This is a genomic window from Sphingomonas sp. AAP5 (assembly GCF_004354345.1).
Lineage (GTDB): Bacteria > Pseudomonadota > Alphaproteobacteria > Sphingomonadales > Sphingomonadaceae > Sphingomonas > Sphingomonas glacialis.
Genome location: NZ_CP037914.1, coordinates 12,658 through 34,153 on the forward strand (window position 1 = coordinate 12,658; position 21,496 = coordinate 34,153).

General features: G+C 62.5%; 24 protein-coding genes and 2 pseudogenes. 21 read left to right on the plus strand and 5 right to left on the minus strand.

What is annotated here, in order from left to right:
- Window positions 1-9: 9 nt before the first annotated feature.
- The 11 genes from E2E30_RS18665 to E2E30_RS18715 all read left to right on the plus strand — a co-directional run bounded on the left by E2E30_RS18665 (window position 10) and on the right by E2E30_RS18715 (window position 6,834).
- Window positions 10-948: an ArdC family protein gene (locus E2E30_RS18665; protein ID WP_133192201.1), complete on the plus strand. Its 939-nt coding sequence runs from the start codon at window positions 10-12 to the stop codon at window positions 946-948.
- A gap of 27 nt (window positions 949-975) precedes the next feature.
- Window positions 976-1,467 (plus strand): hypothetical protein, encoded by a 492-nt coding sequence (locus E2E30_RS18670; RefSeq protein ID WP_133192202.1) that lies wholly within the window; start codon window positions 976-978, stop codon window positions 1,465-1,467.
- A complete protein-coding gene (locus E2E30_RS18675; RefSeq protein ID WP_133192203.1) occupies window positions 1,464-1,661 on the plus strand; it encodes a hypothetical protein in 198 nt (65 codons plus the stop codon). Before E2E30_RS18670 ends, E2E30_RS18675 begins: the two co-directional genes overlap by 4 nt.
- 290 nt (window positions 1,662-1,951) lie before the next feature.
- On the plus strand, window positions 1,952-2,161 hold the full coding sequence (locus E2E30_RS18685; RefSeq protein ID WP_133192205.1) for a hypothetical protein: 210 nt from the start codon (window positions 1,952-1,954) through the stop codon (window positions 2,159-2,161).
- A 54-nt stretch (window positions 2,162-2,215) separates the two neighbouring features.
- Complete coding sequence (locus E2E30_RS18690) at window positions 2,216-2,860, plus strand: hypothetical protein (RefSeq protein ID WP_133192206.1); 645 nt, start codon at window positions 2,216-2,218, stop codon at window positions 2,858-2,860.
- 39 nt (window positions 2,861-2,899) lie between these two features.
- A complete protein-coding gene (locus E2E30_RS18695) occupies window positions 2,900-3,190 on the plus strand; it encodes a hypothetical protein (protein WP_133192207.1) in 291 nt (96 codons plus the stop codon).
- Window positions 3,191-3,776: 586 nt separating this feature from the next.
- On the plus strand, window positions 3,777-5,411 hold the full coding sequence (locus E2E30_RS18700; RefSeq protein WP_240699137.1) for a reverse transcriptase domain-containing protein: 1,635 nt from the start codon (window positions 3,777-3,779) through the stop codon (window positions 5,409-5,411).
- A gap of 78 nt (window positions 5,412-5,489) precedes the next feature.
- Window positions 5,490-5,654, plus strand: coding sequence for a hypothetical protein (locus E2E30_RS21195; RefSeq protein ID WP_335925475.1), 165 nt, complete (start codon window positions 5,490-5,492; stop codon window positions 5,652-5,654).
- Between the two features lie 42 nt (window positions 5,655-5,696).
- On the plus strand, window positions 5,697-6,077 hold the full coding sequence (locus E2E30_RS18705) for a DUF6927 domain-containing protein (protein ID WP_133192208.1): 381 nt from the start codon (window positions 5,697-5,699) through the stop codon (window positions 6,075-6,077).
- Between the two features lie 32 nt (window positions 6,078-6,109).
- A complete protein-coding gene (locus E2E30_RS18710; protein ID WP_133192209.1) occupies window positions 6,110-6,322 on the plus strand; it encodes a hypothetical protein in 213 nt (70 codons plus the stop codon).
- The gene (locus E2E30_RS18715) at window positions 6,319-6,834 is read left to right on the plus strand and encodes a thermonuclease family protein (protein ID WP_133192210.1); all 516 of its coding nucleotides are present in this window, start codon (window positions 6,319-6,321) and stop codon (window positions 6,832-6,834) included. Before E2E30_RS18710 ends, E2E30_RS18715 begins: the two co-directional genes overlap by 4 nt.
- A 74-nt stretch (window positions 6,835-6,908) precedes the next feature.
- On the opposite strand, the gene E2E30_RS18720 is transcribed toward E2E30_RS18715, so the two are convergent.
- Window positions 6,909-7,433 (minus strand): hypothetical protein, encoded by a 525-nt coding sequence (locus E2E30_RS18720; RefSeq protein ID WP_133192211.1) that lies wholly within the window; start codon window positions 7,431-7,433, stop codon window positions 6,909-6,911.
- Between the two features lie 101 nt (window positions 7,434-7,534).
- Here E2E30_RS18720 and E2E30_RS18725 point away from each other — a divergent pair.
- Window positions 7,535-8,179: pseudogene (locus E2E30_RS18725) on the plus strand (hypothetical protein); the annotation flags it as partial.
- 279 nt (window positions 8,180-8,458) lie between these two features.
- On the opposite strand, the gene E2E30_RS18730 reads toward E2E30_RS18725, so the two are convergent.
- The 4 genes from E2E30_RS18730 to hmpA all read right to left on the minus strand — a co-directional run bounded on the left by E2E30_RS18730 (window position 8,459) and on the right by hmpA (window position 12,562).
- On the minus strand, window positions 8,459-9,475 hold the full coding sequence (locus E2E30_RS18730; RefSeq protein WP_037533488.1) for an IS110 family transposase: 1,017 nt from the start codon (window positions 9,473-9,475) through the stop codon (window positions 8,459-8,461).
- 421 nt (window positions 9,476-9,896) lie between these two features.
- Complete coding sequence (locus E2E30_RS18735) at window positions 9,897-10,286, minus strand: tautomerase family protein (protein WP_133192212.1); 390 nt, start codon at window positions 10,284-10,286, stop codon at window positions 9,897-9,899.
- On the minus strand, window positions 10,286-11,359 hold the full coding sequence (locus E2E30_RS18740) for an NAD(P)H-dependent flavin oxidoreductase (RefSeq protein WP_133192213.1): 1,074 nt from the start codon (window positions 11,357-11,359) through the stop codon (window positions 10,286-10,288). The genes E2E30_RS18735 and E2E30_RS18740 overlap by 1 nt, the downstream gene beginning before the upstream one ends.
- A 9-nt stretch (window positions 11,360-11,368) precedes the next feature.
- Window positions 11,369-12,562, minus strand: coding sequence for an NO-inducible flavohemoprotein (gene hmpA, locus E2E30_RS18745; protein WP_133192214.1), 1,194 nt, complete (start codon window positions 12,560-12,562; stop codon window positions 11,369-11,371).
- Window positions 12,563-12,648: 86 nt separating this feature from the next.
- Here hmpA and E2E30_RS18750 point away from each other — a divergent pair, with 86 nt between their 5' ends.
- The 9 genes and pseudogenes from E2E30_RS18750 (at window position 12,649) to E2E30_RS18790 (ending at window position 21,471) form a co-directional block, all read left to right on the plus strand.
- Complete coding sequence (locus tag E2E30_RS18750) at window positions 12,649-13,140, plus strand: RrF2 family transcriptional regulator (protein WP_133192215.1); 492 nt, start codon at window positions 12,649-12,651, stop codon at window positions 13,138-13,140.
- Window positions 13,141-13,383: 243 nt separating this feature from the next.
- Window positions 13,384-14,400: an IS110 family transposase gene (locus E2E30_RS18755; RefSeq protein WP_037533488.1), complete on the plus strand. Its 1,017-nt coding sequence runs from the start codon at window positions 13,384-13,386 to the stop codon at window positions 14,398-14,400.
- Between the two features lie 278 nt (window positions 14,401-14,678).
- Window positions 14,679-15,356, plus strand: a pseudogene (locus tag E2E30_RS18760) (hypothetical protein); the annotation flags it as partial.
- A gap of 53 nt (window positions 15,357-15,409) precedes the next feature.
- Window positions 15,410-16,054 (plus strand): DUF7007 domain-containing protein, encoded by a 645-nt coding sequence (locus E2E30_RS18765; RefSeq protein WP_133192216.1) that lies wholly within the window; start codon window positions 15,410-15,412, stop codon window positions 16,052-16,054.
- Window positions 16,055-16,136: 82 nt separating this feature from the next.
- Window positions 16,137-17,345 carry a helicase HerA domain-containing protein gene (locus tag E2E30_RS18770; protein ID WP_133192217.1) on the plus strand — a complete coding sequence of 403 codons (1,209 nt, stop codon included), beginning with the start codon at window positions 16,137-16,139 and terminating at the stop codon, window positions 17,343-17,345.
- Entirely contained in the window at window positions 17,342-18,562 is a 1,221-nt protein-coding gene (locus E2E30_RS18775; protein WP_133192218.1) for a hypothetical protein, read from the plus strand. Before E2E30_RS18770 ends, E2E30_RS18775 begins: the two co-directional genes overlap by 4 nt.
- Before the next feature lie 80 nt (window positions 18,563-18,642).
- On the plus strand, window positions 18,643-20,337 hold the full coding sequence (locus E2E30_RS18780) for an ATP-binding protein (RefSeq protein WP_133192219.1): 1,695 nt from the start codon (window positions 18,643-18,645) through the stop codon (window positions 20,335-20,337).
- Between the two features lies 1 nt (window position 20,338).
- The gene (locus E2E30_RS18785) at window positions 20,339-20,536 is read left to right on the plus strand and encodes a hypothetical protein (protein ID WP_133192220.1); all 198 of its coding nucleotides are present in this window, start codon (window positions 20,339-20,341) and stop codon (window positions 20,534-20,536) included.
- Complete coding sequence (locus E2E30_RS18790; protein WP_133192221.1) at window positions 20,533-21,471, plus strand: hypothetical protein; 939 nt, start codon at window positions 20,533-20,535, stop codon at window positions 21,469-21,471. The genes E2E30_RS18785 and E2E30_RS18790 overlap by 4 nt, the downstream gene beginning before the upstream one ends.
- Window positions 21,472-21,496: the final 25 nt, after the last annotated feature.

Here is a 21,496-nt window from a genome sequence, read left to right on the forward strand (position 1 = left end):
GATCCCGACATGACTTTCCGTCGCAAACCTTCCGACAAGCCTCGCCGCGATGTCGCCGCCGAGATCACGAACCTGATCATCGAGAAACTCGAAGCCGGCGTGCTGCCGTGGTCTCGCCCGTGGGGCCTGACCGGTGCCGGCGGTCGACCGCTGCGACATTGCGGAACGCCGTACACCGGAATCAACAACCTCTACCTCTGGGCGATCGGCGACGCCTGCGGCTACTCGGCGCGAACCTGGATGACCTACCGTCAGGCCGAGGAGCTGGGTGGCCAGGTCCGCCGTGGCGAACACGGCTCGCACAGCGTCTACTTCTCGAGCTTCTCCAAGACCGAGACAGACCGGGTGACCGGCGAAGAGGCGAACAAGAGCGTTCGCTTCCTGCGCTCGTACACCGTCTTCAACGTCGACCAGATCGACGGACTACCGGTCTATTACTATCCGGTCTCTGCTCCGCCCGAACCGCGGATCGAAAGCGTGCATCGGGCCGCTATCGACGGGTTCTTCGACGCTCTGCCCGCTACCGTACGCCATGGCGGGGATCAGGCGTTCTTCTCGCCGATCGGCGACTACATCCAGATGCCGCATCGAACGATGTTCCGCTCGGACGATCACTATGCCAGCACGCTCGGTCACGAGTACGTGCACTATTCGGGCGCCCAATCGCGGCTCGACCGAGAGTTCGGCAAGAAGTTCGGCGACCAAGCCTACGCGTTCGAGGAACTTGTCGCATCGATTGGTCAGTGCCTCATCTGTGCCGACCTCGGCTTGCCGGGCGAGCTGCACGACAATCACGCCAGCTACATCGACCACTGGCTGCGTATCCTCAAAGGGGATTCGAGCGCGATCATCAAAGCCGCGTCCAAAGCAGAGCAGGCCGTCACCTGGCTCAAGAACGCTGCTGGCGAAGGGGCCGACGCCCGCAACATGCAAGCCCTCGCGGCATGACCGCGCAACCTCTCAGGAGCCCTCGACATGCACATCGAGCTGCGAAAGCTGAAGATCATCGCTGCACTCTCCGAGGAGACAGCCTGCTACACCGCGGAGGTCTGGGTGGATGGGCAGCGCGCCTTCCTCGCCTCGAACCATGGCCACGGCGCAGCCGACATGTTTCACCCGGTCGGTCAGGTCAGCGAAGCCAACGTCGACGCGTGGCTTGCCGACAATCGCGCGCCCACGCGCATCGGCGACACGGTGTTGAAACACACGCTGGAGTTCGAGGTCGCCGCGTTGATGACCCGGATCGAGGAGACGAAGCGGCTGCGGCGCGCCTTCCGCACCAAGCTGGTCGTTATCGAGGCCGGTAAGGTCTGGTCATACCCGCTGAAGGGCCGATCGGTCGCGGCTGTGGCATCGGCTGTCCAGCGGCAAAAGCCCGCCGCGCGGGTCGTGAACGACGATGAAGCCGCCCTGGAAGCAGCGATCACAATCATGATCGCTGCCGACGAGCTCAACAACGGGCCGTGACATACAATGTTCTGGCCCTGCTCGCGTCGGGTCCGCCCGACGCGGAATGGGAGGCTGAGAAGGCGGGCTGGCGCGCCCAGGTCATGGGCAATCTGGTCTGCTGCTACCGTGCCGGCAGCCGCCGTGCCAGCGCTTGGCACCGCGGCTTCGACGCCGCCCGCCGTTCCAGCGATCCGCTGGGCCTTATGCTGTGAAAGGCATGAACACTTGCATCAGGCTCGATAGGAGGTGACCCATGCTAGCCCTTCGCTTCGCTACCCACTTCATGACGAACAGGCCTGTCGACCGCGACACGCGTCGAGCTCGGCTGCTCGCTGCTCGCCGTTATCCAGTCGGCAGCGTGCCACGACGCGGCATCCTTGGCGGTCACTGGGATGGTGGATCCGTCGTCGGTGCGTTTCGATTGGGGCGCGGAGCCTTCCGCTCGGAGTGATGTAGCAACTGCTACGCCACCCCCACGCATCCTTGATCTCCCGGAGCAGACATGACGACTCGTCTCGAACTGATGACACGGGCGCTGTCGCTCTACGACGCAGCTGGCGACGGTGCGTCCAGCGCCGCCTGTCTCCTGCAGGGTGCGATCGATTCAGAACGCGGTTTGCGTCCCTTGCAGCCTGGCGAGGAGATTGATGCAGCTCTCCTTGACGAGGTCGCCGACAGCCTTGAGGCGCGGCCGAACATCCAGTCGGAGTAGAGGGAAGGGGGAGCGAGATTTCGAGCGCAATTGGGCGCTCGGGAGACCTCAGAGATGCCCTACGACGTCGCTTTCCGTCATCAGCAGGCGCTTGATCCCAGCGCGCTGACGACAATCGTCGCCGCCCTCCATGCCGTCACCACCGCGATCGACGACTGCCGAAACGCCGGCGTGCCGTTCGATGCCGATCCCGGCGTGCTGCTTCTCGCCCGTCACCTGGGCCACATAGCCGGTGCGGGCTCGGACGACACACTCCTCAGGCGTCGTTGCGAAGACAAGATCGCCGAATTGAAGCAACACCCGGCGCTCGCCACACTCGCTATTCGGGGGGTCGCGTACGACGAGGCCGCCAAGAACCTCTTCCATGTTGAGGGACGAGCTGCCCTGTACCGCCTGGCTGTCGCACTGGGGCTGAGGGAGGGCGACTTCGACCTACGATCGAACCGTGGCCATGTCTCGCAATCGGGCGAGATCACGCTGCAGACCGACGAGGTCCGGGTGCAACTCTCGCTTACCGCACTCGGTCCAGGCCACGAGGTGAACTACCGCCGCGTCCGCGGCCGTCACGATCACCTGGGCGATCGTGCCCGATACGCCATGGCCCGCGAGCTCCTCGCAACCGAAAAGTTCGCCGGACGGCTTCGTCGAGAACTGCGGCTGACGCCGATGGTACAGGCCCAAGCGCTTCTCGCCGGTTGATCGATCCTGCCCCTACATTCCTCCCGAAAGGAGCACTCCATGGGTTGGCTCAGCATGCCAATGTCGTCGATGGCCCCCCACTCGACGCCCAAGGGCTACCTCGATGCACAGTTCACATTCGATCGACGCGATACGGAAGGTAAGGGCAGGGCACTGCGTGTCGTCGCCTCGTCGTGCCTCCGCAACAAGGTCTGGTACGCAGCCGTGACCCCCAGCAACGACGGCATCGACGAGCCCACCGTCGCCGTGGTCTGCCTAGTTAGCTGGAACCCCCGCGCGAAAGACGGCTACGTCTTTGCGTATAAGGATAGTGCGCCGTTGTGGCGCTGAAAGGAGTATCAGTAATGATGAGGTAAGTTGAGGAAACCTCTGCCCGCCAAGCTAACCTTGGGTTCGAAAGACCTGAAATCCGGAAACGGACAGGGGACAACAGCATGCTTGGAGTAAGGCCGAAGGCGCTCCAGTCGTAAAGGAGCGATGCCGGTCAGGGCAAGACGCGTAAGGTGAAAGCTACACTGCTTAAATCCCAGTCTGCAGCGTTTTATATAGCGGAAGCTGGCGAAAGCGACTGACACGCCAGTCCCGGACGATGGCAAGAGTCTCATGTCTTGGCTCTTTGCTCCTCAGCCCGTCCGGCGCGCCTCTCGTCGAGGGGTTTAGTGGATGAACGGGACACCTAACCGCGTCGTATCTCCGATCAGTGTAACTACGGGATGCCCTAAACAGGCGGCTTCGGCCGACCTGCATGGGTACGGAGCCGCCATAGTACTCAAACGCCCGGGGTAATGCCTGGGACAACTTCCCAGTCGGGGAGACGGTGCATCCGCATAAGGAACGGGCGACCGGGCCGAAAGCGGAGACCGCCGGGGGAAGGGCGGCAGTTGCGATACTTCAACCGAAATCATGGGGTGTGCTGATGCTACCTGAAACTGTGATGGCCCGGTTGGAGGCCATTCCGACGCTGGCAGCGTCGGGCAAACGAGTAAATGGGCTTCATCGTCTGATGGGGTCTCGGCTTCTCTGGGAGCAGGGACTCAAGAAGATCGTCTCCAATCGGGGGGCGATGACGCCGGGTGTCGATGGCGAGACCTTCGCGGACTTCGGTCCTGAAGACCTCGACCCATTGATCGCCAGTGTGGTGGCTGGAGCCTACAAACCGAAACCAGTGCGTCGGGTATTCATCCCGAAAGGCAAGGGTAAGCGGCGTCCGCTGGGGATACCCACGCGCGACGACCGCCTCGTCCAGGAAGTGGCGCGCCAACTCCTCGAAAGGATCTATGAGCCGGTGTTCTCGAACGCCTCGCATGGGTTCCGGCCGAGGAGATCCTGTCACACGGCGCTTGAACACGTTAAAGCCGTCTGGACGGGCGTGAAATGGCTTGTTGACGTGGATGTCGCTGGGTTCTTCGAGAACATTGACCATGACGTCCTGCTCAAGCTGTTGCGGAAACGGATCGACGATGAAAAGTTCGTTGGCCTGATCGGTGACATGCTGAAGGCGGGCGTCATGGAGGGGCGGACGCATAATCCGACCTACAGCGGCACTCCACAGGGCGGGATCGTGTCTCCAATCTTGGCAAACATCTACCTGCATGAGCTCGATGAGTTCATCGCAGGCCGGATAGCCGCCTTCGAGAAGGGAAAGGTCCGTGCCACGAACCCGGAGTACGGGAGAGTGGCAGCACGCATCGCTAAAAGGCGAGCGCGGCTCAAGCGTCTACAGGCCAGCGATAATGCTGACTTGGCAGCGATCGAGGTCTTAATCTTCGAGATCAAAGCTTTGTCGAAACAGATGCGTACCTTGCCGTCGCGAGACGCCATGGACGCCGGATATCGCCGACTTCGCTACTGCCGGTATGCTGATGATTTCCTTATCGGTGTGATCGGCAGCAAAGACGATGCACGACGTATCTTCGCGGAGGTTGGGTCGTTCCTGACCACCGAGTTGGCACTGAGCGTATCCGAGGAGAAAAGCGGTATTCGAAAGGCGAGCGATGGAGCTGCCTTCCTCGGTTACGAGGTGCGAACCTATACGGGACGTCAATGGACAGTGCGGAGCCAGCGCGGCTCGCAGCACTTCAGCCGTCGGCCTCCGTCAGAGGTGATGCAACTCAGCGTTCCTTGGGAGAAGGTTTTCGGGTTTGCCGCAAGGAAGGGGTATGGTGACATGGCTGTATTGAAGGCCAAGCATCGAAACATCCTTCTTAGCTGTAGCGATGTCGAGATCGTCCTTGCATATAATGCCGAACTACGGGGGTTTGCGAATTATTACGCCTTGGCGAGGGACGTGAAGCAAAAGCTCAACAGGCTAGAGTTCATCCAACGCTGGAGTATGTTCAAAACCATGGCCAGCAAGCACAAGAGTAGCGTACGTGCTGTTGCCGCCCGTATGAGGTCGGGGCAGGAATATCGCGTCGACTATTTGGTCGACGGCCAGCCTCGGTCGGTTAAGGTCTGGAAGCTGATGTATTTGGACCGTGGGTGGGTAGATAAGGCCAAGGTGGATATCCCACCGCGGACTCAAATCTATTCCCATTCACGGACGGATTGAGTCGATCGTCAGAACGCCAAGCAATGCTCGGCGTGCGGGCGGACGGACCGTCCGTGTCAGGTTCATCACGTCGAAGGGTTGGCCGATATTGCACAACGTGGTTTCGCTGCGGAGATGAAGGCTGCGCGGTCACGCAGGACGAGAGTCCTGTGCGACCTGTGTCATGTTGACCTACACCGTGGACGCTTGTCCGATACCCGGAACATGAATGGTATTATCGCAGCGGAGAGCCGTATGCAGTGAAAGCTGCACGTACGGTTCGGCGGGGGGGTCAGGGCTGACTCTTTGAGCAGCACCAACCCTACCCGACTGGACGAGACCATGGGTCCGAACGAGGCCGAGTGCCCCGAGCGGATCCTCTCACTGCTTGGCGACACCGACAACCCGTCCGCGCTCAACTGGCGACGACGCTGCCTCGATCGACTTGCCCGGCGAACGGACCGCCCGCTCGAGCATGGCATGCACATCCGACTGCCGCACCCAATCAAGTTCGTCGACGGATACGAGGGCACCGACTTTGTCGTTCACAAGCGCGGTCGGAAAATCGCGCTCGCCAAGCTCGGTTGCGATTATGCGGGTTATCGTATTTCCGGTCTGCGCGACATGCCGTGGACTATCGTACCGCCACCGACCCAGACCCGCGTCCACAAGACGGTGTTCGGTTGATCGCCACGCCGTCCAGCATCAGGATCAAACCCATGCTTCGCCACGATAACCTCACCGCCCCGCTGAGTCCGAAACGCTCGCGTCTATGCAGCCGCGCCAATGCGCAGGCGGTCGCCGCCCGCATGTTTGCCGCAGGAGCGCGCCACGTCTCGGTTGTGCGCACTGGAGACATACTGCAGCCGTTCCAGGTCGTTCCTGCCCTTGTCGATGGTCCCAACGTCGAACTCGAACTGCGTTACGCATGAGAACGATACTTCTCCTTGCGGTCATCACCCTTGCGGCATGTGGCGCGGCTGAACCCCAGGCTGAGCTCGCCCACGATCTTACCGGGCGAGCCCGCGCACTCGATGGCGATACCGTCAGCATCGACTTCCGTTTCTCCGGGGCCGACGCGTTCGAGCGGAAGCAGCTCTGCGAGATTGCCAGCGGCTGTTACCCCTGCGGCAAGCTTGCTCAGGACGCGACCGCGCGCATGCTGCGCTCCGGCGAGGCGACGATCCATTTGGTCGGCAACAGCAGCTATGGCCGGCCGGTCGCCGTCGTGGACGTGAACGGATCTGATCTCGGTGAACAACTCATCTCACAGGGATGGGCCGTGCCGGCGACCAAATATCTCAGCCGCGATCGAGATCGCGCCGCCCGGTACATGAGCGCCTACGACGAAGCGCGAACCAACAAGCGCGGCGCTCATGCTGGCAAGTGGATCGATCCCGAGAAGTGGCGTCGCGGCGAACGTCTCGCCTGCGAGCGAAACTAGAACAGATCCTTGATAGACAAAGCGGTCCGGCAACCAATGCCGGACCGCTCTTTTTTGCCTGAAAGGCTTCAGTCCTACGCGGGGCGCCCACGCTTTGCGGGACGATCGACGGGGTCGTACTCCGGACCCGGATCGTGCGACCAGGATGCCCCAACTGCGAATTGCGGCTCGAAACGGCCAAGCGGCCCGTCCGGTTCGGCTGCCACATAGGGCGTTTGGGAAAGCCGCTTTGGCAGCTTGCCGCGATGGAGATAGCCTGCCACCCGACCGCGTCCGAGCAGCAGCGCCTCCAGCCACAACAGGTCATCGATCAGTACGCACACCCCACGGCCAGCGAGATTGTAGTAGATGCACCGCTGGTAATCGTCGCACCCGTTGCCGAGGATCTGCGCCAGCTTTGCCTTACCGGCAGGGTCGCCCTCGTGGATCCATTCGCATGCCTCGCGAAGCTCCCGTACCGAGTAATAAGCGTCCTCCGGCTCCACACCCATCGAGGCCGCAGCGATGGCGCGCCGCGTGCCGCGGATATCGGGATTAAGCGAGGCATCGCGCAGCGTCAGATCGAGATCGATCGGCCCGGTGAAATCTTGAAGCTTCATGACCTACTCCTCTGTCAGCCGAACGTAACGTGAACATCTGCGACCATGCAAGTGTTCAACGACATCTTTTCTCCCTCTGATCTTCGGATATGATCGCACCTATGTGGCTCGTACCTCGCGACACTCGTGGGCTTGCGTCACGCACGAGCGTCCCAGACGTCGTGCGGCACGCCCTGGTGCGCTGGTACAGCGGGGATGGTGAGGACAGCGATCACCGCGCCTCGGTTATCATGGTCGTAAAGGCACGCGACCATCATCAGTGGATCGCGTGCGACTGCCTCGGGGAGGGCGCTGATCCACCGCTATTATCACCCGCTTACCTGTCAGAGGCCGAGACTTACTACCTGCGCCGCCTCACCAGCATCCGTCAGCGTCGACCCGAGCACCACGTCGACTGTCCCTTTTTCCGCGAACAAGCCCCGCCTCGCATCCGCGAAAAAGCAACCGCGACACCGCGCACGATCAACGAGCCGGAGGGTCTCTTCTCCGCCCACCGGCTCGCACCGGAGAAGCTCTCGCAGCTACCGGAAGACGACGAGCCAGACGACCGGACGCGCGGGGTCGCAATCCCGCGTCTCGCGCGCCTGTTATGGCAGATCATGGAGATGGCGCACGTCAATGTCGTCGAGCCGCTGGGTGTGGGAGAACCCCGGGAGGCTTCGATGGCTCTGGAGTTCGGGCGGTTGCGCAGTGCCGCCGAACGTGTCGAGATTGCCCCAGGCATTCCTCTGTCACGCCACCTATATGTAGCGGCTTCTGTGGTTGCCGCCCGTGATGCAAGAGGGTTTTTACACCAATGTGCGAGTGATCGAGCGCGGTCTTCTGTAAGGCCTGTATGCGCGGCATTTTCGAAAGACCGCTGGCCGGTATGGTGATCCGCAGATCAGGTCCAAATCTCGCAAGAGAGCTTGAAGCTCGGAGCCGCTAACTGGTTTTCCTGATCTAGATCTGTTCGATCATTTTGCCCATTCGGGTCGTCGCCTTCTCACACTCCCTTCATCCGCGTGGCATGGACTACTCTGATATCAAGCAGTCATAGCCAGCGCCGGATCTCGATAATTCTCATTTCTGGTCAGCATGGCCCAGATTTGCCGAGCCATCTTGTTGGCCAGGGCGATCGCCACGAGCATTCTGGGCTTGCGACCCAGCATGCCAGCGAGCCACGAACCTTCCGGGATCGATTTTCGCCCCATCCAGTTCAGCCGCGACATTGCTCCGATGATCAGCATCTGTCGGATATCGGCCTGTCCCGCCTTGGTGATGCGACCAAGCCTTTCCTTGCCGCCCGAGGAAAACTGGCGAGGGACCAGGCCGAGCCAAGCCGCAAAATCCCGGCCCTTGCGAAAGCTCTCCATTGGTGGCGCAAAGGCTTCCACCGCCATCGCCGTTAGTGGCCCAACGCCCGGAACGGTCTGCAGGCGTCGAGCACTATCCGTTGCGGCCGCCAACGCCTTGATCTTTGCGGTCCGGCCCGCGATCCGGTCCGTCTGTTCGCTGATCTGATCGAGCATCTCCACGCATTCCTCCCGCATCAGCGCGGGCAGATCACTGTTCGGGGCCTCCACTATCTCGCGAATGCGCTTGATATGCTGGATGCCCAACGGAACGACGTGGCCATATTCGTAAAGACTGGCCCTGAGCGCGTTCACGAGTTCGGTACGCTGGCGGACGAGACGCTGCCGTGAGCGGTACAGGATGGCACTGCTCTGCTGATCGGCGGTCCTGGGTTGAACAAAGCGCATTTCCGGCCGCTGCGCGGCAATCACGATCGCTTCCGCGTCGGCCTCGTCATTCTTCTGACGTTTGACGAACGGCTTCACGTAATGCGGCGCGATCAGCCTGACCTCATGACCAAGCCGGACCATCTCCCTGGCCCAGTGATGCGCGCTGCCACACGCCTCCATCACGACCACTGCCGGGGGTTGGTCGGCCATGAACTTGGGGAAGTTCTGTCGCGATAGCTTTTTGCGAAATCTGAGCTCGCCCGTCATCGAGGCGCCGTGCACCTGGAAAACGGACTTTGCCAAATCCACCCCGATCATCGTATCGTTTGTCACGGTTGCCGTCCTTTCTGCTCAGTGGCCTCAAACTCCACTTTTCTGGCACATCGCGATGCCGTCTGGGAGGGCGGCAACCACCCCATCTCGCAATGATGATCGCCCGGAACTGCAATAAGGGTCGTTTTCCGGCTCACATTGCGTGAGACGGTTCGACGCGGCAGGCGCACGATCACTGAGACGCAAACCACAATCGGTGCGACAGACCCACATTGCTGATCCGCCCGCTCGCGATAACCGAAACCACGAGAAAAGCCGGCCGTCGTGGACCAAGCGCGCGCTGATTTCGGAATTGAGTTTTCTGGCGACGGGACCAGGCGCAGCGGGGGTAGTTGTAGAGCACCAGAAAACCGGACGATTTCCTTGCGGTGCTCGCGTCCCCCACGATCGAAAGGGCCTCGCTCGTTCAAAGATCGCCCGAAAGAAATTGCGCTGTGCCGAACCCAAAGCTCCAGTCGGCGTCGCTATTCTCGATCACGGAAAACATCACGTCCTCCGGCGCAACACCGCAGCGTTCGGCGAGGCCGCGCGTCACAATCTGGTAGAAGGCCTGCTTCATTTCCTGCGAGCGCGGGCGCGTCGTCATGTGGATCAGCACGCGCTGTTCGGTGCGCTCGAAGCCAAGGCCGGTGTCCTCCATGACGAGGTGGGTGGCTTCATGCTCAGTGACGATCTGATAGCGATCACGGACCGGCACCTGAAACGCTTCTACCATCGCTTCATGGATGACCTGCTGCAATTCGGCGACGGCCTTTGCAGGGCGGCCCTTGACGATATGGATGTTGAGCAGCGGCATTACTGGTCCTTCCGATTGCGGACGGCGTTCAGCTCGCGCGCAAGTGTTTCAATAAGGGTGGCAGCAGGCAGGGCGCGCGACAGCGGCGCGCCCTGTCCCGCCCATTGTGCACCAAAGCCATGTTCACCGCGCGCTTTGGCGGCAGCATGGAGAGCTTTCCCGGCGTCGTAAGCAATGGGATAGTCGGGTGGCAGGCGCTCGGCGAGTTGCTCGATCAATGCCGTAAAACGGTTGGCAATCGCTCGCGCGGGGCGTCCGGAGATCAACGGTGTCATTGTCGTGTGATACGCTCCCGGAGCGTTTAATGCGGTACGATAGGCATCGTCAGCGGCGGACTCCGGACAGGCTACGAACGCCGTGCCGAGTTGCGCTGCAATCGCGCCGAGGTCGAGCGCGGCTGCGATGCCCGCCCCATCCATGATCCCGCCGGCAGCGATAACAGGGAGCTTGGTTTTCCGTACCACCAGGCGCGTCAGCGCAAGCGTACCAAGAGCATCGTCGGGCTTTGCCGGATCGAAGACGCCCCGGTGTCCGCCTGCCTCGATACCTTGCGCCACAATAGCATTGATACCGGCCGCTTCGATCGCATGCGCTTCCTCCAAGCTGGTGGCAGTCGCCAGCAGGTAGATCCCGCGCGCGCGCAGAGCGGAAAGCGCGTCGGCAGACGGCAAGCCGAAATGGAAGCTGACGACGGGAGGTTTCAGCGCGAGCAGCGTTTCCAGCATGTCGGCATCGTCGGCAAAGCTCTTATAGATCGTCCGCAACGCCTTGGGCGGCTCGGCGTCGAACTCGGCAAACAACGGCGCGAGCCATTCCAGCCACGCCCGTTCACGCTCCGGATCGGCCGTGGCGCTGCCGTGGACGAACAGGTTGACGTTGAAGGCACCGTCGATGCGATCGATGCGCGCGCGGGTTTCCTCGATCATCGCGCGTGCGCCGTTGGCGTCGGTCGCGCCGACCCCAATCGATCCTAGCCCGCCCGCATTAGACACCGTTGCGGCCAGTGTCGGCGTTGAGACACCGGCCATCGGTGCCTGGACGATGGGGAGCGTCATCTTGAGCCGGTTGAGCATTCTGGCCTCCTATGCCGCAAACGCTTCGTCAGTCGGACCGAACAGTTCGTAGTGAACCTGTCCCGATGGTACGCCCGCCCCGATCAGGCCGGGAACGAAGGAGCGCAGGAAGGGACGCGGACCACATAGGTAAAAGTCGGCTTGGTCGAACGGCGTATTGGCCTTCAACCAGTCGACCGTGACTAGCCCGGCTTCCGCATCGTCTGCCTCGCCGCGTCGTTCGTAGAAGGTGTGGACCTTCGTACCGCCATGCTGACCGGCCAATTCGCGGATATGGGCGTCGAGAGCGTGCGCCTCGCGGCTCGCTGTGCCGTGGACGTACCAGACCCGTGCGCCAGGATGCGCTTCCGCAATCATTTCCATCATGCTGACCATCGGCGTCAGTCCCACACCGCCAGACAGCAGCACGATTGGGCGTTCCGGCACGTCCGCGAGGAAGAAGTCACCGGCAGGCGGCGTAGTTTCTACGATCACGCCGGGGAAACCGTGATCGTGCAGGAACGCCGACGCACCCCCGTCCGCCTGCCGCTTCACGGTGATGCGATAATGATTGTCGCTCGGGCCGGACGAAATTGAGAAGTTACGTTTCAAACCGGGCAGGCCCGCAGCGTCGAAGCGGAACGTGAGGTACTGGCCGGCGCGATGGCGCAGCACTGGACGACCATCGACGGGCTTGAGAATGAACGACACAATGCCTTCGCTCTCCGGCCGACGCTCAGCGACGACGAACTTGCGCCAGTCGGTCCACCCACCTTCGTGGGTCATGATCTCGGCGCGGATCGTGTCTTCGCGCCCGGTTAAGATATTGGCGAGAAACCAATATGCCTCACCCCAAGCTTCAAGGATTTCCGGAGTGGCAGCGTCGCCTAGCACTTCCTCGATCGCGCCAAGCAGGGCTGTTGCGACGTAGGGATAATGCTCGGCTTTGATGGCGTAGCCGATATGCTTTTGTGCGATCCGTTCGACCGAAGGCCCGAGCGCACCAAGATTCTCGATGTTGCGAGCGTAGGCAAGGACGGCGGTCGCGAGCGCATGGACCTGTGCGCCGTTCTCCTGATTGGCTGTGTTGAACAACGCAGCGATCTCCGCGTCCTCGAAGAGCCGACGATACATCGCGCCCGTGATGGCGCTGCCATGCTCGGCCAGGGCTGGAACGGTGGCCTTCACGATGGTGATGGTTTGCGGTGACAACGACGCGGACATGGGCGACTCCGTAAAGAGGTATTCTAGATGCCTCTATTGTCGACGCCATATACATGCAAGCCAAATACCGGTATTAATGAGCCCAAATGAAGCTGACCCGCTACACCGATTACGCGTTGCGCGTGCTGATCCACCTCGCCGCGCACGAGAACGAGCTGGCCTCAATCGGCCGGATCGCGTCGCGCTATCTTATATCGCAAAACCACCTGATGAAGGTCGTGCAGGATTTGAGCCGCGCCGGTTTTGTGGAGACGATCCGAGGGCGGAACGGCGGTTTGCGGCTCGCGCGGCCGGCAGCGGAAATCAATGTCGGCGAATTGGTACGCCATACCGAAGGCGGCTTCGATCTGGTGGAATGCGGTGGATGCGTGATTGCCCCGGCATGTGGCCTGCCACGCATTCTCGCAGAGGCGACAAAGGCGTTCCTCGCCACGCTGGACCGCTACACAATCGCGGACCTCTCCACACGACCGGCCGATCTGCGCGCGCTATTCGCGTTGCGCGATACCGATGCCGCAGTCTCGGACGACGTTCTGGACTCGGACGGTATTACCATGAGTGACGATCAGCATAGCTGAGCGGGCGGATCAGCAATGTGGGTCTGTCGCACCGATTGTGGTTTGCGTCTCAATGATCGTGCGCCTGCCGCGTCGAACCGTCTCACGCAATGTGAGCCGGAAAACGACCCTTATTGCAGTTCCGGGCGATCATCATTGCGAGATGGGGTGGTTGCCGCCCTCCCAGACGGCATCGCGATGTGCCAGAAAAGTGGAGTTTGAGGCCACTGAGCAGAAAGGACGGCAACCGTGACAAACGATACGATGATCGGGGTGGATTTGGCAAAGTCCGTTTTCCAGGTGCACGGCGCCTCGATGACGGGCGAGCTCAGATTTCGCAAAAAGCTATCGCGACAGAACTTCCCCAAGTTCATGGCCGACCAACCCCCGGCAGTGGTCGTGATGGAGGCGTGTGGCAGCGCGCATCACTGGGCCAGGGAGATGGTCCGGCTTGGTCATGAGGTCAGGCTGATCGCGCCGCATTACGTGAAGCCGTTCGTCAAACGTCAGAAGAATGACGAGGCCGACGCGGAAGCGATCGTGATTGCCGCGCAGCGGCCGGAAATGCGCTTTGTTCAACCCAGGACCGCCGATCAGCAGAGCAGTGCCATCCTGTACCGCTCACGGCAGCGTCTCGTCCGCCAGCGTACCGAACTCGTGAACGCGCTCAGGGCCAGTCTTTACGAATATGGCCACGTCGTTCCGTTGGGCATCCAGCATATCAAGCGCATTCGCGAGATAGTGGAGGCCCCGAACAGTGATCTGCCCGCGCTGATGCGGGAGGAATGCGTGGAGATGCTCGATCAGATCAGCGAACAGACGGACCGGATCGCGGGCCGGACCGCAAAGATCAAGGCGTTGGCGGCCGCAACGGATAGTGCTCGACGCCTGCAGACCGTTCCGGGCGTTGGGCCACTAACGGCGATGGCGGTGGAAGCCTTTGCGCCACCAATGGAGAGCTTTCGCAAGGGCCGGGATTTTGCGGCTTGGCTCGGCCTGGTCCCTCGCCAGTTTTCCTCGGGCGGCAAGGAAAGGCTTGGTCGCATCACCAAGGCGGGACAGGCCGATATCCGACAGATGCTGATCATCGGAGCAATGTCGCGGCTGAACTGGATGGGGCGAAAATCGATCCCGGAAGGTTCGTGGCTCGCTGGCATGCTGGGTCGCAAGCCCAGAATGCTCGTGGCGATCGCCCTGGCCAACAAGATGGCTCGGCAAATCTGGGCCATGCTGACCAGAAATGAGAATTATCGAGATCCGGCGCTGGCTATGACTGCTTGATATCAGAGTAGTCCATGCCACGCGGATGAAGGGAGTGTGAGAAGGCGACGACCCGAATGGGCAAAATGATCGAACAGATCTAGATCAGGAAAACCAGTTAGCGGCTCCGAGCTTCAAGCTCTCTTGCGAGATTTGGACCTGATCTGCGGATCACCATACCGGCCAGCGGTCTTTCGAAAATGCCGCGCATACAGGCCTTACAGAAGACCGCGCTCGATCACTCGCACATTGGTGTAAAAACCCTCTTGCATCACGGGCGGCAACCACAGAAGCCGCTACACCTATACACGCACATCGAGCCGTACCAGCGTGGTATCGTCTTCGCAAAATTGCGCGAAGCGGCGCGCCACTGGCCATCCGAACATGCGCCGCAAGCTTTCCTCCTGCTCTACGCCGTCGATATATCAGGAACGACCGTCACGCTTGCGGGCGGTCACGAACTGATCGTCAAAAATCGTATTCGGCATATCGGCGTCCATCAGCGCCGGATCGGTCCTCCCTTTCTAGTCCTGGCCGTCATCGGCGAGCACAATCCTCGTGAAGGGTATGCCGCGCTCCGGGCGTATGCACAGCCAATCGCCCGCCCTTCCAATTTCATCGCCGTACACAATGCCGCAGAGCGCCAGACTGTCGTCGGCCTGCTTGATCTTCAGTATCGGCTACGTCGACGCGGGATAGGAATCGGCTTCAAAAGGCTCCTGTTCGATGTCCCGACCAGCTCAGGTGAGGTCCGGCCCGACCTTCTCCTCGACTTACGGGATTTCACCACCGGAGAGGTGCTGGAGGCCGCCCTTGAGGTCGTGACCGGACACGATGCCGATACACTCGGCATGAAGATGCGGCAGGTCGAGAAGCTTCGAGAAATTGCGCCGGTGGTCACCATACACGCCGAGGATCTCGAGCATGACGCCCTCGAGGCGGCCGTGCTCGACCAGCTGCATATCGGATCATCCTAGATCCAGTGAAGGAGAGAGGGAGGGGCCTGTCCGATCCAGAAGGGAGATGACAGATGACCCGCTTCCAGCCGAGCCCTCGACCAGAAACCACGCCATGGGGCTCACCCGATCGCGCCGACCAGGTCCTGCCCGGTATATGGCGCGTCTGCACCCCCAGCCATGGTGGCTACGTCCTGTCCGACGAGCGCCAGGCAGCTATGGCTGATGCGCTGCGCCGTACTGACCCTTTCTACGAGGAGGACGTCGACTATGCGCTGGTACTCTATGGCTTTGCGAGCGAGTTCCGGCGCCTGCCGGTGCCCGGGATCGCCCTCCAAGTCGAGAATGCCCGTAGGTCGGTGCGGTGCTGGCATCCTGATCGCTGGACCGCTCTGACCGGCGAAGAGATCACTGTCGGCGAAAGCCACGTCGTTCGACGTCGCGCCGCCTACACCGCCATTATCGGCCAGTACGAAAGCGTCTCCGCGTCCGGCTCGTGGGCAGACTGGGTTCCCGACGGCAAAGTCGGGTGCGTCTTCCGCCGCGTTGCCAGCGTCGATGCGCTCGGCTTCGCGCGCCACGAGGGCGAGGCCATCTACGGCCTTGTCGACAAGACCCGCTACGACGCTCGCATCATGCCCGAAACCTTCGACACGCTCTCGGCAGAGCGTGTCGAGAGCACGGCGCCGATCACCAAGCAGGTCGCTTCGTTGCCCTGAAGGCTGCGTCCACCGCGCGCCCGTCGATCAAGACCAGCTCGCAACGCCGACCTCATCTCCATACATCGGAAAGACCGCCATCATGACCTGCGTCACCCCGCTCCGGCCGCTGCCCGAGGCCGCGGACAATCGCGTACCATTGGGTCACCACTCGACAGGCCCACTCCACCTCGACCTCGACCGGCTCCTTGCCGGCCGACTGCTCATTCAGGGTAGCTCGGGTGCCGGCAAAAGCCGTACCCTGCGGCGGATTATCGAAGAGGCCTTCGACTATACGACGATCGCGATTGTCGACCCTGAAGGCGAGTTCGAGAACCTCGCGCGCCATATCGGCGCCACGACGATCCGGGCCGTCGAGTTGACCGCAGACGGCTTGACCGCCGCGGCTGCTCGCAGCCGCCATCACCGGCTCTCGATCCATATCGATCTGACCGATCTCGATCCGGATCAACGCATTATTAAAGCCGCCGCCTTCTTCGCCGGCCTAATCGGCGCGCCACGCGAGGATTGGGAACACACCGTGCTCGTCTGCATCGACGAGGGCCACCTGCTGGCGCCCCATGTGGCTGGATCCGCTCGCGACGCGGAAGCGCGTCGGCTCGGCGTCGCGACCCTCACCGACCTGTGCGCTCGAGGCCGCAAGCGGGGCCTTGCGCCTGTGATAGCCACCCAACGTCTCGCCAAGCTCTCGACTTCCGTCGTCTCCGAGCTGCAAAACGTGCTCGTCGGCCTCAACGTCTTCGACCGTGACATCGCGAGGGCAGCTGACCTCCTCGGTTTCTCCGCCAAGGAAGCCGACGCTCTGCGAACGCTCGTGCCAGGAGACTTCTTCGCGATGGGGCCGGCGCTCTCGGCGACACCGTGCCTCGCCCACATCGATCCGACGATCACCGAACATATCGGCAAAACCCCGGAGCTGCGCGCCGCAGCATCCGTTGACGCGTCCGAAGCCGCCCGGCTGCTCGACCTCGCCGGCCTTGCCGAAGTGGCGGACCACGGACCCGCCATCGCGCTCAAAGGCACACGCGCACTCGACGCGTTCCTCCTCGATCCAGGTGCGACCGACGCAGCCGCGATCATCGAGGCGCTCAAGCGAATTTCGCCGAACGCCAGCACGGCACGAGACCTCGCCAAGCACCTGTCGATCGACATCGAGCGGACCGATCGCGCGCTCAATCTGCTGTCGGCGATCACCGCGGTCGACACGATGCCGAAGGGCGAGGATCGTATCGCCCGTCTCCACGCACGTCTGCGCGCTCGCCTCAGCGACGTCGCCGTGGTGGCACTATGACCGACCTTACTCCGGACGTCGTCGAGCTCGTCGCCTGCCCGAACCGAGCGGCACCAGCCGGCCGTCTCCACGAAATCGCCTACCGGGCCGATGCCTGGACCCCTGATGAGGTCGGAACGCTCGAGCGCCTGTTCCGCGACGACGTTGCAATCGAGGAAATCGCGTCGGCGATCGGCCGCCGAGTGCATGGCGTGCGCGACAAGATCGCGACGCTCGGTTTGCGGAGAAACTCGCAACGGACGTGGAGCGAGGCCGAGGACGCCTGGCTGACACGCGAGTACGGTTCACAACCGGCGTCCGCGCTGGCGCAGGATCTTGGTCGGGGCTGCACCGCGATCTACGCGCGCGCTGGCGTTCTCGGACTCACCGAAGGCAACGCGCCGCGCTGGACCGATTGGGAAGATGCGCAGCTGCGCGCCGGTTTCGAGCGTGCGATAGCTGTCGCACAGATCGCAGCCCTGATCGGTCGACCGCTATCCGGAACGATCACCCGCGCGAGCACTCTCGGCCTGCGGCACCCAAACAATCCCCCGGGATGGACCGAGGCCGAGGCGGCGCGCGCGCTGACCCTGGCGGCCGAAGGCCATCGCTATCTCGACATCATCGAAAGAATGGTGGCCGAGGGCTTCCCGCGACGCACGAAGGCGGGCTTTGGCCCCCATCTACGCAAGCTTGGCTACGGCCGCGGTTGGGGGCGCCTATGGACACCCGATGAGGACGCACTTCTGTCCCGCGTCTATACCGATGGGACGAGCCGCACTCCGCTGATCGAGCGGCTCGGCCGCAGCACCAGTTCGATCAACTGGCGGGTCGACCATCTCGGACTGCGTGGCACGCACGCAAACCGAAACGGGTTTCGAGGCGGTCCCATCTGGACCGAAGCCGACATCACGACTCTCCGCGATCACTACGGCAAGATGCCGATGACCGATCTCGCCGCCAAAATGGGGCGGACCAAAGCCTCTCTCTTCACCCGCGCCAATCTCTTGGGTTTGGTTCACGGCTACCACCGGCCCTGGAGCGACGACGACCGGCGCGCCCTCGCGCTTGCACACGCCCATGACATCGCCTTGCCCGATCTCGCGACGGCGCTCGGGCGCAAGTATGCTGCCGTCCATAAATTCGCCGAGAAGCAGGGGGTCAGGTTCGGCCGCCGCGCGCGTCGCAAGCCCGCCCCGACGCTGCAGGACATTCTCGGCCTATCTCCGCGGCCGTAGGCCGGGATCGACCGTGGCTCGAAGGGGAGGGGGAGGGCTCGGGTGGGCGTGAAAGGCACGCCAGCCACGAGGAGCGCATCATGATCCCCGCCACCATAGCGACCGCGGTCGCGCCCGAGACGATCGCGAAGGTCACACGGCTCTTCAACAACACCGCCTTCGACGTGGTGACCGAGCTCTTCCAGAACGCCCGCCGAGCCGGCGCTATTGCGGTCGCGGTCCTGATCCAAACGGGCGGACCCGACACGCTCCTCCACATCATCGATGATGGCCACGGCATCGCCGATCCTGCTGCAATGGTCACACTCGGACGCTCGGGATGGTCGGAGCAAACTCGTCGCATGGAAGACCCGGCAGGTATGGGCGTGTTCAGCCTCGCCGGTCGGGACGTGATCGTCCGTTCCTTCTCCCGTCCCGACCGGCAGGGATGGATGGCGCACATCCCCGCCTCGGCGTGGGAGACGAGCCGACCAATCGCGATCTCGCCCGACCCAATCTCGCGCGGCACAGCCATCACGATCAAAGTTCCCGACGCCTGGCTGAAGACACTGGCCGACGACGTCGCCACGGCCGCGAAACACTACCCCCTCCCGGTGACCCTGAACGGAGATACGCTACCGCGCGAGGACTGGCTGCAGGATGCAATCCATGTCGAAGAGTGGAACGGGACCCGGATCGGCGTTTTCCAAAAGCACCCATCGCACTACTCCACCCGCGAAGGTCGCTTGAATTTCCACGGGCTGACGCTCCCCTGCAAACTGCCGCAGATCCAGGAGGTCGATCGCGGTGCACACTGGATCGCACGCGTCGACATCTTCGATGCGCCGCAGATCCAGCTCGTACTTCCAGCTCGCAAGGAGGTGATCGAGAACGAGGGCCTGGCGGCGCTGCAAGACGCGGTCAGCGTCGCCATTTTCCGTGCGATTGCCTCGCAAGGAGCGCACCGCTTGTCCGCAGAACACTGGCGGGCTGCACTCGACCTCGGCGTCGAGTTGCCAGAAGCGGAAGCGTACCTATTCGGATGGGTGGCTCCCGCCGCAGATAGCGGGCGCAACTACGCCACGGGCGAGCGCACGACCGATACCTCCATGGTGATTATGTCAGACTTCGAGGCACTGGTCGCACAGCCTGCCGCGGACGCAATCGCCGCGCATAATCCGTTCGGCGGACCTCTCGTCGTGGCCCAGGACGCCTTCACAGGCTACCGCTGGTACGACGTTCTCGCCCGGGTCGATGACCTACGTTTTCGCGTCCTGCAGAGTGACCGCGAGTTCGTGGTTTCGGCTACGCTTGATGCGCCGAGCGACGCCGAGGATGGCTGGGTCGACGCGATCACGATGGTGGCGACCGTATCGCACGCTGGCGCGTCCATCGAGGTCTCGACTGCAGCGGACGTCGCCTTCGCCCCGGATGAATGGACATGCAATTCGGTCGACCAAACGTCGCTTTTCGTGCGCCGCGGCAGCAGCCGGACCGCCCTGGACGTCGCCGATCTCTTCGAGCGCGCCGCCTTCGAACCCTCCACGGATAGCGACGCCGACAGCTACGACACCCAGCAGGAGCGTTTCCAGGCGGACGCGGCCGAGCGGGTCATCGGCCTGCTTGAGGGCGACGATGCAGCGCTCGAAAGCCGCATCCGGGACAAGCTGTCGGGGCATTACTTCATGGTTCCCGCAGACCGCACCGTAACCGTCGTCATCAACCGGGATCGCCTCGAGGTGCAGATCGTCGAGCGCACCGTTACCGCGACCGGCGCAGGCGGGGAGGGCGCGTGACATGGCGCGCTTCAATCATGCCTATGCGATCGCCTTCAGTGTCGTCTCGAACGACGATCGTGGCCACGACGTCGACGCGCGACAGCTGCACGCCGCGCTGATGACCCGGATCGAGGACCTCGATTGCGAAGGCGGATGGGTCGAAGCTGCCGGCGTACCGTACGACAGCTACCTCGAGCCGGAAGGGGATCAGCCATGACGCTGCCGTCCCCTCCAAATGTCCTTTCCTACGGGATCGGCGTGGACAGCACGGCACTGTTGGTCGAGCTTCACGCCCGAGGCGAAGCTCCCGATCTCGTGCTCAGCGCCGACACCGGCAACGAGAAGCCCGAAACCTACGACTACCTCGACATCATTCGCCCCTGGATGCGCGATCGCGGCATACGGTTCGAGCTCGTCTCTTACGTACCCAAGCGCTTCAAACACTGGCCACCCTACTTCGGCATACTGGAGATGTGCCTGACGAACGCGACCCTGCCGAGCAAGTCGCTCGGGGGATCATCATGCAGCCTCAAATACAAAAAGGCTCCGCAAGACGCCTTTCTCAAGACCTGGCAGCCGGCGATCGAAGCATGGGACCGAGGGCAACGTGTCGTCCGACTGATCGGCTACGACGCCGGTCCTCGCGACACAGCGCGCGCCAACCATGCGCTGACCATCGACGATCCCCTCTACGAATGCCGTTCCCCACTACGGGAGTGGAATTGGGACCGTCCGCAATGCGTTTCCCGGATCGAGGCCGAAGGCCTGCCTGTACCGCCCAAGTCGGCCTGTATCCTGTGCATCGCCAACAAGCCGGACGAGATCCGCAGCCTTCCGCCGTGGTGCCTTCGCCTGATCGTCCTAGTCGAGGCGCGCGCAGCACCCCGGCTTCACACGGTCGAGGGGCTCTGGCGCCGATCGACCAGGGCGCGCCCCGGATCGATGACAACTTTCATTCGAGCCGAGGCCCTACTCCCGGCCGATGAGATCGATCGCATCGTGCGCGACGCTCCCACCGATCTCATCCGCTTCCAGGACGTCGCGGCCACCGTCCCGATCGGAGAGCGTCCGAAGATGGGCGACTGGCTCGACCGCTTCCACTTGGCCTTCGCCCAACGAGGCCGCGGCCACGCGGACGCGATGGCCGCCTGACCCAACACAACCGACAAACGAACCG

Bases quoted from the DNA above. Each gene is read 5' to 3' on its own strand.
- E2E30_RS18770 (WP_133192217.1), top strand. From the start codon at position 16,137: ATGACCTGCGTCACCCCGCTCCGGCCGCTGCCCGAGGCCGCGGACAAT.
- E2E30_RS18695 (WP_133192207.1), top strand. From the start codon at position 2,900: ATGGGTTGGCTCAGCATGCCAATGTCGTCGATGGCCCCCCACTCGACG.
- E2E30_RS18735 (WP_133192212.1), bottom strand. From the start codon at position 10,286: ATGCCGCTGCTCAACATCCATATCGTCAAGGGCCGCCCTGCAAAGGCC.
- E2E30_RS18690 (WP_133192206.1), top strand. From the start codon at position 2,216: ATGCCCTACGACGTCGCTTTCCGTCATCAGCAGGCGCTTGATCCCAGC.
- hmpA (WP_133192214.1), bottom strand. From the start codon at position 12,562: ATGTCCGCGTCGTTGTCACCGCAAACCATCACCATCGTGAAGGCCACC.
- E2E30_RS18665 (WP_133192201.1), top strand. From the start codon at position 10: ATGACTTTCCGTCGCAAACCTTCCGACAAGCCTCGCCGCGATGTCGCC.
- E2E30_RS18790 (WP_133192221.1), top strand. From the start codon at position 20,533: ATGACGCTGCCGTCCCCTCCAAATGTCCTTTCCTACGGGATCGGCGTG.
- E2E30_RS18700 (WP_240699137.1), top strand. From the start codon at position 3,777: ATGCTACCTGAAACTGTGATGGCCCGGTTGGAGGCCATTCCGACGCTG.
- E2E30_RS18720 (WP_133192211.1), bottom strand. From the start codon at position 7,433: ATGAAGCTTCAAGATTTCACCGGGCCGATCGATCTCGATCTGACGCTG.
- E2E30_RS18750 (WP_133192215.1), top strand. From the start codon at position 12,649: ATGAAGCTGACCCGCTACACCGATTACGCGTTGCGCGTGCTGATCCAC.
- E2E30_RS18785 (WP_133192220.1), top strand. From the start codon at position 20,339: ATGGCGCGCTTCAATCATGCCTATGCGATCGCCTTCAGTGTCGTCTCG.
- E2E30_RS18685 (WP_133192205.1), top strand. From the start codon at position 1,952: ATGACGACTCGTCTCGAACTGATGACACGGGCGCTGTCGCTCTACGAC.
- E2E30_RS18670 (WP_133192202.1), top strand. From the start codon at position 976: ATGCACATCGAGCTGCGAAAGCTGAAGATCATCGCTGCACTCTCCGAG.
- E2E30_RS18780 (WP_133192219.1), top strand. From the start codon at position 18,643: ATGATCCCCGCCACCATAGCGACCGCGGTCGCGCCCGAGACGATCGCG.
- E2E30_RS18755 (WP_037533488.1), top strand. From the start codon at position 13,384: ATGATCGGGGTGGATTTGGCAAAGTCCGTTTTCCAGGTGCACGGCGCC.
- E2E30_RS18765 (WP_133192216.1), top strand. From the start codon at position 15,410: ATGACCCGCTTCCAGCCGAGCCCTCGACCAGAAACCACGCCATGGGGC.
- E2E30_RS18730 (WP_037533488.1), bottom strand. From the start codon at position 9,475: ATGATCGGGGTGGATTTGGCAAAGTCCGTTTTCCAGGTGCACGGCGCC.
- E2E30_RS18740 (WP_133192213.1), bottom strand. From the start codon at position 11,359: ATGCTCAACCGGCTCAAGATGACGCTCCCCATCGTCCAGGCACCGATG.
- E2E30_RS18775 (WP_133192218.1), top strand. From the start codon at position 17,342: ATGACCGACCTTACTCCGGACGTCGTCGAGCTCGTCGCCTGCCCGAAC.
- E2E30_RS18715 (WP_133192210.1), top strand. From the start codon at position 6,319: ATGAGAACGATACTTCTCCTTGCGGTCATCACCCTTGCGGCATGTGGC.
- E2E30_RS18710 (WP_133192209.1), top strand. From the start codon at position 6,110: ATGCTTCGCCACGATAACCTCACCGCCCCGCTGAGTCCGAAACGCTCG.